Below are 11,353 nucleotides of genomic sequence, written 5' to 3'. Positions count from 1 at the left end.
ACATAATGTTACCCCTTTTTTTAGGTCTCTCTTGAATGCGATTAGTGACCACTACTCATCGAGGTTGGCGCTTGGCACCAATCAAGATATTGCTCATACTTACGTAAGGCAATGTTGTAGTTACTAAATGCCGAGGGAGTGAGCTTTTTACTCAAGTCTGACTGAATTTTCTCTGTCGTAAATTCTTGACGAGGAAAATTAGTGGAAGTCAGCAATTCATCGAGTCGACGTAAACGAACCACATACTCACGAACAGTACTGTGGCTCATCTCCGTTTGTTCGAACAAATACTGCTTAAAAGACATAATGTCAAAGTAATCAGTTTCACTATTACAGTAAATCTCACTACAAAAACGGCACAGCGCAGAAAACTTTCCTTGCAAGGTTTCCCATGTTTCATCATCAATTAAATCTGTCATTTCAGAAATGGCTTCTTTATTGATAACTTGGCGATTGAATACGAGAGAAATCCGATCAAGCGCCTTATGGCAATGCAAACAATGAGTTTGGCTGTGTTTATAGTCTTTAATGTAACGGCTTAGCGGCCGTTTCTTTTGTGTTGAAACAGACATAAGAGATAAAGCCCTGTGTTGTAGTCTTAATAAATAAAAACAAAAATAAGCAAAACTTCTATTTCTCTGGGTTTAAGCGTGCTCGCAGCCTTTTGATTGCTTGGCTGTGTAGCTGACTTACGCGGGATTCCCCGACATTAAGCACTGCGCCTATTTCTTTCAAATTAAGTTCTTCCTGATAATACAGGGTAAGAACCATTTTTTCCCTTTCGGGAAGCAATTCTATCGCGTCTATGACTCTTTGGCGAATATCACTTTCCAATAACATTTGTAAAGGATTGTCATCGTGATCTTCGTCTTGAGACGGTTCACAGCTTTCACCGTAAATTTCATGCCATTCGTCATAAGAGAACAACTGGCTGTTATTTGTATCCAATAGGATCTGCCGGTATTCTGCTAACTCAATCTGCAAATGATCAGCAACTTCCTGTTCTGATGGTGGTCGTCCTAGATCCTGCTCTAACTGATGAATGGATTGTGTCACTTCTCTTGCATTACGGCGCACACTACGGGGCGCCCAATCACGACTTCGTAGCTCATCTAACATAGAGCCTCGAATACGTTGCACAGCATAAGTAGTAAAGGCGGCACCTTGCATTGAGTCATAACGCTCAACGGCATTCAGTAGGCCAATCCCCCCTGCTTGCAAAAGATCATCCAATTCAACACTCGCAGGTAACTTGACCTGTAATCGTAATGCTTCATGGCGAACCAAAGGGACATATCGCTCCCAGAGGCTATTTTTGTCCATCACGCCTTCGGCGGTATACAAATCACTCACAACAAAAGACACCTTTGGATAAAAGACCGGAAACCATTATCCGACGAAATAGTGTTAGCAATCGGCTGAACAGTGAAGCAAAAGCCCCTCTTTTTCACCTATGCTAAATTTTCAGCGAAAATTGGGTTTTCATTGATAATTTAATTTGTTATTGCATTACAAGTACATACTGTACCTTAAGATGGGTCATACTAATCCGCAGAAAAACCGTTAAATAAATTGATATTTTGTCTTATTGAAAGAAATGTATTCATCAAATCTGTATTTTGTTGATAAAAAAATAACATATAAATCATATTACTTATCTTTTATCTATTTTTACCTACAACCTATCAATGGGAATACCTATCCATGATTAATAAAAAAAACGATTGTTTTGATGAAAAAACACCCACAGCAAAAATGGCTGTGGGTGGGATCTGAAGATGAGTTTAATGAAGGATTAACGTAACAGAGACAGAACAGTTTGTGGTACTTGGTTTGCTTGAGCCAGTACAGCAGTACCTGCTTGTTGCAAGATTTGATTTTTACTCATATTGGACACTTCTGTCGCATAGTCAGCATCTAAGATACGGCTACGTGAAGCAGATAAGTTATTAACAGTGTTGTTTAAGTTATTGATAGTAGATTGGAAACGGTTTTGAATTGCACCTAATTTAGAGCGACTTTCATCAACCTTACTAATTGCGTTATCTAAAGTTGCTAAAGCGTTATCCTTAACATTTAAAACTTTAACATCTTTACCTGCATCTGCAGTAAATTTAGTGGTTTTACTACCAGTAAACTCAACTTCACCAGTAGTAGTACCTGATTTTAATGTAAAGTCTGATTTGCTTACTACGTACTCGTCGCTACCATCATTTAAGACAACTTTACTAGCAGAAACCTTACCATCTACTTTATACTCTTTTACTGAAATACCAGTCGCATATTTTGCACCACCTGAAACACCGATATCTTTCGCATCGATTGCATCACCTGCTGCTGTAACCCCTTTTTTCTCTGTTTTAGCATCAAACAGTTTATCACTAGCAACACCTAATGTGTCGTTATCAATTTTATCTAAATTGAATTCAATCACTTCATTGTCATTAGTACCCACTTGAATGGTCATTTTTGACTTTTCACCACTCAACACTTTCACACCGTTAAACTGAGTTTGTTCTGAAACACGATTGATTTCATCTAAACGTTGGTTAACTTCGTTTTGGATAGAGTTGATATCTGAGTTAGAGTTAGTCCCGTTTTTCGCTTGAACGGTTAATTCACGAATACGTTGTAAGTTATTGTTGATTTCGTTCAATGCACCTTCAGTGGTTTGAGACACTGAAATACCATCATTCGCATTACGAGATGCTTGAGTTAAACCGTTAATATTTGAAGTGAAACGGTTAGCAATAGCTTGACCTGCCGCATCGTCTTTCGCGCTGTTAATACGCATACCTGAAGATAAACGTTCAATTGCATTACCAAGTGCGCTTTGTGAACGATTTAGATTATTTTGAGTGACTAAAGACAGATAATTAGTATTAATAACTTGTGCCATACAATATTCCTTCAATTTTATTTGAAAATTTTTAATTAATAGGTTTGTTATTACACTCCTGTAATAACGTTGCCTAAACACTATCGTCATTAAATCGAAGGTATTTATGTGTTTTCGCGTCGCGAAAATAGTAAAAAAAGCCAATTAATTAATTTATAAGAGATAATGACTAGCAGAAAAAACAAAAATAGATGGAGAGAAAAAAATAAACTAAAACAGAGTGAGTTTAAATATAAAATAAAATGACAAAAAAGACCCTCAGATGAGGGCCTTTGATATAGAAAGGTATCTTTTGTGTCAGGGTACGAATTAACGTAACAGAGACAGAACAGTTTGTGGTACTTGGTTTGCTTGAGCAAGTACTGAAGTACCCGCTTGTTGCAAGATTTGACCACGGCTCATGTTAGAAACTTCTGTTGCATAGTCAGCATCTAAGATACGGCTACGTGAAGCAGATAAGTTGTTAACAGTGTTGTTCAGGTTGTTGATAGTAGATTCAAAACGGTTTTGAATCGCACCTAATTTAGAACGGCTTTCATCAATGGTGTTGATAGCTTTGTCTAAAGTTGCTAAAGCGTCATCTTTAACGTTTAAAGTTTTAACGTCTTTACCTGCAGCAGCAGTAAATTCGTTACCAGCAACAGCTGAACCTGCTTTTAAGTTGATTTGTGTAGCAGTAGTACCATCAGCTTCAAAATCTGAAGCAGAAACTAAGTAGCTTTTACCACCTTCAGTTGCAACGAATTTACCATCAACAACTTTGCCATCTTCTTCGTATTTTTTAACTGTTAAACCAGCTTTTAGAGTAGTACCACCAGCAACACCTAAATCAGCAATAACAGCATCATCAGCACTTGCTTTCTTCTCACCTTTAGAAACGGTAGCTTCAGTGAACAGTTTATCGCTAGCAACACCTAATGTATCGTTATCAACTTTATCTAAGTTAAATTTGATAGTTTCATTATCGTTAGTACCAACTTGGATAACCATTTCTGATTTCTCACCGCTCAGTACTTTCACGCCGTTAAACTGAGTTTGTTCAGAAATACGGTTGATTTCGTCTAAACGTTCTTTCACTTCGTTTTGGATAGAAGTGATATCTGAATTAGAGTTAGTACCGTTTTTCGCTTGAACAGTTAACTCACGGATACGTTGTAAGTTATTGTTGATTTCGTTTAATGCACCTTCAGTTGTTTGAGCGATAGAGATACCATCGTTCGCATTACGTGAAGCTTGAGTTAAACCATTTACGTTTGAAGTGAAACGGTTAGCAATTGCTTGACCCGCTGCATCGTCTTTTGCACTGTTGATACGTAGACCAGAAGACAGACGCTCGATTGCACTTCCTAAAGTTCCCTGAGATTTGTTCAGGTTGTTTTGAGTTACCAGGGATAGATAGTTGGTATTAATGACTTGTGCCATAGCTAGATTCCTTTAAAATCAAGTCGATAAAATAAAAGTTTGCCTATTCATTTACGGTGTCAATCACCGGCAACAAGTTTATCGGCACCCCAGATACAACCTTTAACTTTTCCAACAAATTTTTCTGTGATTTTTTATAGAATCGTCATTAACTAAATGATATATAAAGAAATTAATTTATTATTTTTTTATATTATTTTTATCAATTCCCGTCATAAACCTTTTTTCTTATGCAAAATTCGACTTTAGTATTCAATGACAATAAAAGGCTTCTATATGGCGGTCTGTTTCCCTCATCAAAAATAGTAAATAGACGTAAACTTTTCGCCAATTCTTCCGATAACGCTGTGTAGGGATTATTTTACGAACACAGAAAGGAGACCAGTATGGCTGGTATTAGTGCACTAGGAATAGGCTCAAAGCTGCCGCTTGGCGAGACATTAATGCAATTAGAAGCAGCAGAAAATAAGCGCCTTGAACCTTTAGACAAACAGATGAAAAGCTACGATGCACAAATTACTGCATATGGAAAAATTCGTAGCCAATTAGATAAATTACAGAAAGCATCTGAAGAATTAAAAAAATTCGATAAAATCGTCGCCACCAAAGTTGATGATGAGTTTGATGCCTTTAAAGTAACTACTGATGGTAAAGCAAGCATTGGTAATTATACGGTCTCTGTAACAGAGCTTGCCCATGCTCAAACACTGAAATCAAAAGCCGTCAGTGATATCAAAGATCCTATTGGTGAAACATTAGGTGAAGGCAAAACTCGGACTTTAGTGATCACCCAAAAAGGTGAAAAAGAGCCTTTAAAAATAGAGTTAACAGACAGCCAAACTTCTATTATTGAATTACGTGATGCTATCAATAAAAAAGAAGGAAACGTTTCTGCCACTATTGTAAAAGCCCAAGATGGCGTTAACCATTTAGTTCTGACTTCTCGTAAAGAAGGTACAGATTCTCAGATGGAAATCACTGTTGAAGGTGATAGTAAGCTTAACGATTTTATTAGCTACTCCACTGAAAAAACCAGTGGCGCAATGACAGAGATCGTTAAAGCAAATAATGCAAAGTTAACGATTAATGGGATTGAAATTGAACGTCAAACTAATGAAATTAAAGATGCGCCTGAAGGGATCACGTTAAATCTTAAGAAAAAAACCAATGATAATAAAGATGGCGTAGATAAACCTGAAATTATTACGGTTGCGCGTGATATTGAGCCAATGAAAAAGGCCATAAAAGCCTGGACAGACGCTTATAATGAATTAAATAAAACCTATAAAGATTTCACCAAGTACACCCAAGTTGAAAAAGGTGAAGATGCCTCTAAAGACAATGGTGTGTTATTAGGTGATACCACTAGCCGGATGATTATGTCTGAGCTAAAAAGCTTTATCACTCGTTCTCAATCTTCATCTGAGATTGATACCCTTAATAAAATGGGCATTAAATTTAAAGTAGATGGCACATTAGAAGTTGATGATAAAAAACTCGATAAAGCATTAAAAGAAAAACCCGCTAACGTCAAAGAGTTTTTTATGGGGGATGGTAAAGAAACAGGTTTTGGTACTCAAACCTATAATTACCTGAAAAAAACGCTGCAATCAAACGACGGAACACTTGATATTGCCACTGATGGTGTTAAAAAACGTAAAAAATCGTTAGATAACCAAATTAAAAATACTAAACGTACTATTGAAGCGACGATGGAACGTTATAAAAAACAGTTTCAATTATTAGATAAAATGGTCAACTCCATGACTAACTCAAGTGCATCAATTGAACGTTTGTTACGTTAATTTTTAAGTAGGATATTAGGATATTATGTATCAACAATCAGCCAGTAAAATGTATGCTCAAATTGATGTTGAAAGTGAGATTTTAAATGCTTCACCTTACCAGCTGATCCAAATCCTATTTAATGGGGCGCTAAGCGCCCTTCGCCGTGCATTAATATTAATGGAACAAGGAAATATCGCCGGTAAAGGAGAAAATATTTCTAAAGCCATTAACATTATTGGCAACGGCTTAAAACAGGGGCTGGATAAAGAAAAAGGGGAGGAGCTTGCTGAAAATTTAGCATTACTTTACGACTATATGATCACTCAACTACTCGATGCCAATTTAAAAAATAATCCAGAAAAAATTCATGAAGTCATCAAGTTATTAACTGAAATTTCTGATGCTTGGCAACAAATTGGCACACAGATTAATTCTTATTAAAAAGCGTGGACAGCAAATATGGATATAATGGCAGCTTACGAGCAGGTTTTGAAATTAAGTGAGCAAATGTTAACGCTTGCCAAAAATCAGCAGTGGGATCAGCTGATAGAAATGGAAATGGATTATTTAAAAAGTGTAGAAATTATCACTAAGATGATAAAACCCACTGAGGGTGAGCTGATAATACAACAGCAGCTCACCAATATGTTAAAGAAAATACTCGAAAATGAAAATGAGACGCGAAATTTATTACGAGCAAGATTAGATAAGCTCGCTGTTTTAATAAGACAGACTGAACAAGAGCAGAGGGTACAAAATAGCTATGGTCAGTTTTCAGAGCATAGTTATTATCCTGATCTCAATCTAAAATAACTTTCCTCTGCGCCAAAAGCGGTTTTATTAGCTAATGGCGTCTTTATTTACCGTGTTATTTCTTGTTATACGATATTATTTGTTATCGGTAACGTTGTGACAATTAAACGATATGATATAAAAATAACATAATAAAAACTCAATTTATTACACTATATCATTAGACTATCGCTATCATCATCTACTCTTCCCCATCTATTTGTTCTCCATTTACTGATATCATCACCGATAAATAAAAATCGCCTACACATGGCAGGCGATAAACTTACTGTTTCAAATAGATAATAATTGATTGATTTATTTGATCACATCGTAGAGTTGAGGATCTGCAAAATAGTCTGCGGTTAATGCCATCGAAGGCTCATATTGTGCCCCATATATATCAGAGAATGCTTTACCCTCTTTACCTAATGAAACTTTACGTTCATCATCACCGCTACTTTCATATATGGAATAAGTTTTACGGCGCATAGCAATATATTTATCCTCATCATTTTTAATATCAGTATGATGCTCAAATATCTCCTTATCAGTTAATTCTAGCTTGTTCGCTAATTGACATCCCCAACGTGTTAAACATCTTTCTGCAAAATGTCGCACAATTAACCCCGGTGAAAATAGTGCATTTTTACCTTCACTACCATCAATCGCGGCATTGCCTACTAAGGTCGCATGGCGTCCAGAAAGCGGGAAAATATGCATTTTCGTCTCAGCAGTCACTGTTGGAATAACGCAAGCAAATCCTTTTGAGCGTTCATCAATGGCATAAAATCCGACATATTCCTTAACATTGCTACCTAGTGTCACCTTTTCTGGTTGGAAATTAAGTGGCCCTGGAACTGGGTCAATAGCAAAAATATTGACTGGAATATCTTTTAATAGGGGATCTTTTAACATGGCATTGGCAAGCATATGACAGGTGATGCCACCACGGCTCCAACCAATTAAATTCACTTGGGTGGGAATGATGCCATCTTTGCGAAAGGTACGAATAATTTGTTGCTGAAGTTGTTGTTGAGTGACATAGCGGTCACCATAATTATATTTACGCCATAAAAAAGAGCCGGTCACTTCAACATCTTCAATGGGAATACCCGCTTTTTTCAGTTGATTATATTGTTGTTCTGTTAACTTTTCACGTTGCCAGTCAAAGTTGCCTTTCATTAAGCACAGTGCATGTTCAACATTTTCTTCCCATCCACTGCCAAATAAAGAGCCTTTTAAATCTGAATAATTAGGGCTTTCAACCCATAAATCATCTTCTTGCAAATTACCGCTACCTGGGCCATCTACAATAAACCACTGAGCAAATTCGCGATCTAGATTATTATGCGCCAAGGTGGAAACAAGCTCACCTTGCCAATAAACAGGATTATTATGATTATTATTATCAAAAGATGAAGCGCCGGTACCACATAAATAAACGGTTAATACTGTCATAATTAAAAATTCCTTGTATGTTTTACTAAAAAATCAAAATATGATCTCTATTTCCTTGTATCGAGCTATTCCTTAGCTCAAGTAAACTTTAACGACGACACTTTTTTTATTCAAATATAAAAAAGTCATTATCACAGTTCAGATCACATAATTAATAACTATTTAAGTTAAGTCGTATATTAATTGCTGTATAGCCATCTTAATTAAACTAATGCTATTCATTATCTGCTTTTTTAGCGAAAAATTATTTTGATTATAAAAATAATATCGAATATTTCACGAAGTTAAGAGACTAAATCTTAATAGATTTATGATTTATTGTGATAGTGAATTGGGATAGTGAAGAGAGTGGTTAAAAATAAATCATTAACGAAGTGTTTATTTTTCTTCTTACCGTTGAAGTGAGATAAAAACAAAAAAATCTCGCTAATGATCTTAACGAGATTTTTATCAATTGATACGCTTATAAACGATTAAATGCCACAACTCTCACCGCAGGAATATCAGCTTGAGCCCCTTGTGCAACTTCCTGACATGCTTTTTCTAACGCAATATGGGGTGTGATCCCACTCTCAGTTTCTACTATTTTATGCCCGGCGTAGGTATCACCATTTCTGGAACGCACTTTATACGCAATAAACCAATATTCCATATCATCACCGTTTACGTTATTAATCATAAAATTACCATAACGGTTTATGACTAACGTTAATGTGATAATAATCAATAATTTTCAGTTTTTTCGTATCAGGTTGATAAAAATGATAACAGCGTACAGATTTAGCGATTATCGTCCATTTCAGTTTGTATCATTTTCTTAATTTTTATGGCTTTTTCAAAATGATCTAATTTATGCGTCAATATCCACCAAGTTGCCGCTTCCATTAATAATTCAGGATCATCATTTTTATTAGCAAAAAAAGCATAAAAAGAGAGGCCTACCCCTTCTCCCTTTTGCGCTATTTTTATATCACATACTTGGATGATTTTTTGCTGCAACATTCTGCGCATCGTTTGTGTCACTCAGTGCGTTGTTAGTTAGTACAGCTTACATAGGAAATGTTGTCTTGTGAATACGAAAATGACGGAAAGGATTTTATTAAAAATGAGTGTTTTAAAGTTGATTAATTTAATTATATTTATATAAAAATATAAAACAATCTAAATAAGAGTATCTAATTAAAAATCTTGTTTAATTAATATAAAATCCACATTTACCTATCAGGATTAAAACACTATTTTTAATTACCTCTTTTAGTGAACATTAGATAGTAAAATAAACTCACTTTAAGAAAGTCTAAATTAGATATATTAAAAAACATATTTATTTAACATTAAATAAATGAATAAAAGGTGTATTATATAATATTGTTTTGTTATTTATCCTCTAAAAAAGAATAAAGGAATAATGATATGAAAAAAATATTACTCAGTCTTGCTATGCTGAGTATAATATCAACGCCAGTATTGGCTAAAACTCCTGCTGCTAACTTAAAAATCAATGGTGATATTAAGCCACCAACTTGTACTGTTCATGGGGCGACACAAAGTGATGTTATTTTTGATTACGGAGTCATAAGCCCAACACTTATCCCTCAATCGAAAAACTACGAGTATCCTTTAGCTACAGGTAAAAATACCGTTACGGTTGAATGTGATGCTAAAACATATTTAACCTTTGTTGCATCTGATACTTATGACAGTGCGGAATTAGCTAATGATACGACAGGACAATTTCATTTAGTTGATAAAGCAAATCCTGAAGCCGCTGTTGGTGCAGCTTTTTTTATATGGACAAATATTACTGTCGATGGTAAGCCTGCGTATATTTCACGAGCAAATGATGTTGCTATTACGGGGAATAAATTTAATAACGTCCTATACAAAGGCCCTACCAATGGTTGGACCTCAGAACAACAATCAGATATTAATAAAAACTCTCTGTCTCTCATTTCAGGTGAAATTTTCCAAGCGAATTTCAGTCAAGGAAAGACAAGTCGTACTTTTATTTTATCCAAAGATGCACTAAGTAAAAAAGGAATAGATATTGCTGATGGATTAGATTTTGTCGGAGAGGTTGTTCTCACTTTTAACTTTGGGGTCTAATTTTAACATATTGATAATCACATTATAATTAACCTTTATATTGTGATTATCTTTTACGTTAAAAAATAAAGAGGCCTGATTTATTAATTAATCAATTACCAATTTCTAGTGCCCTTATTTTCTTCCTCTTCTTTTTGTCTGGGTTCCTCTTTCACCTTCTGTGCTTGTAGTAGCATAAGTAAATTGGTCCCCCATTCAGAGATAATATTATCACTTCATAAACAGATGGAGGGCCCATCAGCAAAAATGGTACAGGATATTATGATGCTTAGATGCATAAATACGAGCAAAACCCAATATTGCTATTAAGCAAACATTGAATGATCCTATCCCCTATATGTCCCCATCGAGCCATAACAAAGATAATGTTCTTTTATATCAATGAGTTAACCTTATCACACCTGCATTGACATAATCTCTTGATAAGCGGCGACCAGCTTATTACGCACTTGTACGCCCATCTGTAATGAAATACTGGATTTTTGCATATCCACCATCACATCATTTAATTCAACGCCGGGCGTACCTAACGTAAATGCTTGTACTTTGTTGGTTGCATTAACACGAGTTTCGTTAATTTTACCTACTGCTTGAACCAACTGAGTTGCAAATCCTGCCTGTACTGGCTGGGGTTTGGCAATATTGGATGCTTGTAAAGTTTGAATTTGCATTTTATCCAGAACACTTTCAATAGCTGGAATTGACATATAAACCTCTGCGTTAATCATCTAATTCAATTTTTGAATCAATGTCATAGTAAGTAGGTGAACCAACACGCTTACCGAGTAATACCCTAACACAGGGGCTTCATTCCAAAGCGAGTAATTAACGCAAAAGTTAAAGGCTAATTACGCCATTAAATGAAACGCAAAAGGCCAATAATGA

12 protein-coding genes are annotated in these 11,353 nt (G+C 35.5%); 4 read left to right on the top strand and 8 right to left on the bottom strand.

What is annotated here, in order from left to right:
* Positions 1-41: 41 nt before the first annotated feature.
* The 4 genes from fliZ to ACYUCW_RS04080 all read right to left on the bottom strand — a co-directional run bounded on the left by fliZ (position 42) and on the right by ACYUCW_RS04080 (position 4,321).
* Complete coding sequence (gene fliZ / locus ACYUCW_RS04095; RefSeq protein ID WP_004243493.1) at positions 42-572, bottom strand: flagella biosynthesis regulatory protein FliZ; 531 nt, start codon at positions 570-572, stop codon at positions 42-44.
* Positions 573-630: 58 nt separating this feature from the next.
* On the bottom strand, positions 631-1,353 hold the full coding sequence (locus tag ACYUCW_RS04090) for an RNA polymerase sigma factor FliA (protein ID WP_004248319.1): 723 nt from the start codon (positions 1,351-1,353) through the stop codon (positions 631-633).
* Positions 1,354-1,795: 442 nt separating this feature from the next.
* Positions 1,796-2,899 carry a FliC/FljB family flagellin gene (locus ACYUCW_RS04085; protein WP_004248321.1) on the bottom strand — a complete coding sequence of 368 codons (1,104 nt, stop codon included), beginning with the start codon at positions 2,897-2,899 and terminating at the stop codon, positions 1,796-1,798.
* Positions 2,900-3,208: 309 nt separating this feature from the next.
* A complete protein-coding gene (locus tag ACYUCW_RS04080) occupies positions 3,209-4,321 on the bottom strand; it encodes a FliC/FljB family flagellin (protein WP_004248322.1) in 1,113 nt (370 codons plus the stop codon).
* 386 nt (positions 4,322-4,707) lie between these two features.
* Between ACYUCW_RS04080 and fliD the strand changes: the two genes are divergently transcribed.
* From fliD to fliT, 3 genes are read left to right on the top strand one after another with little or no spacing between them, the layout of a single operon-like run.
* Positions 4,708-6,126: a flagellar filament capping protein FliD gene (fliD, locus tag ACYUCW_RS04075; protein ID WP_004248323.1), complete on the top strand. Its 1,419-nt coding sequence runs from the start codon at positions 4,708-4,710 to the stop codon at positions 6,124-6,126.
* Between the two features lie 25 nt (positions 6,127-6,151).
* On the top strand, positions 6,152-6,550 hold the full coding sequence (gene fliS / locus ACYUCW_RS04070; RefSeq protein WP_004243499.1) for a flagellar export chaperone FliS: 399 nt from the start codon (positions 6,152-6,154) through the stop codon (positions 6,548-6,550).
* Between the two features lie 18 nt (positions 6,551-6,568).
* The gene (gene fliT / locus ACYUCW_RS04065) at positions 6,569-6,922 is read left to right on the top strand and encodes a flagellar protein FliT (RefSeq protein ID WP_004243500.1); all 354 of its coding nucleotides are present in this window, start codon (positions 6,569-6,571) and stop codon (positions 6,920-6,922) included.
* Between the two features lie 297 nt (positions 6,923-7,219).
* Here the strand turns inward: fliT and ACYUCW_RS04060 are convergent, their stop codons facing one another.
* From ACYUCW_RS04060 to ACYUCW_RS04050, 3 genes are all read right to left on the bottom strand, one after another.
* Positions 7,220-8,362, bottom strand: a complete 1,143-nt coding sequence (locus ACYUCW_RS04060; protein ID WP_004243501.1) for a hypothetical protein — start codon at positions 8,360-8,362, stop codon at positions 7,220-7,222.
* Positions 8,363-8,825: 463 nt separating this feature from the next.
* On the bottom strand, positions 8,826-9,041 hold the full coding sequence (locus ACYUCW_RS04055; protein WP_004243502.1) for a hypothetical protein: 216 nt from the start codon (positions 9,039-9,041) through the stop codon (positions 8,826-8,828).
* 101 nt (positions 9,042-9,142) lie between these two features.
* Complete coding sequence (locus ACYUCW_RS04050) at positions 9,143-9,373, bottom strand: DUF6500 family protein (protein WP_060555540.1); 231 nt, start codon at positions 9,371-9,373, stop codon at positions 9,143-9,145.
* Positions 9,374-9,775: 402 nt separating this feature from the next.
* Between ACYUCW_RS04050 and ACYUCW_RS04045 the strand changes: the two genes are divergently transcribed.
* Entirely contained in the window at positions 9,776-10,468 is a 693-nt protein-coding gene (locus tag ACYUCW_RS04045; RefSeq protein WP_036918543.1) for a fimbrial protein, read from the top strand.
* A 395-nt stretch (positions 10,469-10,863) separates the two neighbouring features.
* Here ACYUCW_RS04045 and fliE read toward each other — a convergent pair whose 3' ends face one another.
* The gene (gene fliE, locus ACYUCW_RS04040) at positions 10,864-11,175 is read right to left on the bottom strand and encodes a flagellar hook-basal body complex protein FliE (RefSeq protein ID WP_004248328.1); all 312 of its coding nucleotides are present in this window, start codon (positions 11,173-11,175) and stop codon (positions 10,864-10,866) included.
* Positions 11,176-11,353 lie beyond the last annotated feature (178 nt).

Source organism: Proteus sp. MB838 (genome assembly GCF_054767435.1).
This window is presented reverse-complemented; position numbering and strand designations above follow the sequence as displayed.

What these genes read in the sequence shown, in the direction of transcription:
- fliZ (WP_004243493.1), bottom strand. Translation starts at nt 572, where the DNA reads ATGTCTGTTTCAACACAAAAGAAACGGCCGCTAAGCCGTTACATTAAA.
- ACYUCW_RS04085 (WP_004248321.1), bottom strand. Translation starts at nt 2,899, where the DNA reads ATGGCACAAGTTATTAATACTAATTATCTGTCTTTAGTCACTCAAAAT.
- ACYUCW_RS04080 (WP_004248322.1), bottom strand. Translation starts at nt 4,321, where the DNA reads ATGGCACAAGTCATTAATACCAACTATCTATCCCTGGTAACTCAAAAC.
- fliD (WP_004248323.1), top strand. Translation starts at nt 4,708, where the DNA reads ATGGCTGGTATTAGTGCACTAGGAATAGGCTCAAAGCTGCCGCTTGGC.
- fliS (WP_004243499.1), top strand. Translation starts at nt 6,152, where the DNA reads ATGTATCAACAATCAGCCAGTAAAATGTATGCTCAAATTGATGTTGAA.
- fliT (WP_004243500.1), top strand. Translation starts at nt 6,569, where the DNA reads ATGGATATAATGGCAGCTTACGAGCAGGTTTTGAAATTAAGTGAGCAA.
- ACYUCW_RS04060 (WP_004243501.1), bottom strand. Translation starts at nt 8,362, where the DNA reads ATGACAGTATTAACCGTTTATTTATGTGGTACCGGCGCTTCATCTTTT.
- ACYUCW_RS04055 (WP_004243502.1), bottom strand. Translation starts at nt 9,041, where the DNA reads ATGATTAATAACGTAAACGGTGATGATATGGAATATTGGTTTATTGCG.
- ACYUCW_RS04050 (WP_060555540.1), bottom strand. Translation starts at nt 9,373, where the DNA reads ATGCGCAGAATGTTGCAGCAAAAAATCATCCAAGTATGTGATATAAAA.
- ACYUCW_RS04045 (WP_036918543.1), top strand. Translation starts at nt 9,776, where the DNA reads ATGAAAAAAATATTACTCAGTCTTGCTATGCTGAGTATAATATCAACG.
- fliE (WP_004248328.1), bottom strand. Translation starts at nt 11,175, where the DNA reads ATGTCAATTCCAGCTATTGAAAGTGTTCTGGATAAAATGCAAATTCAA.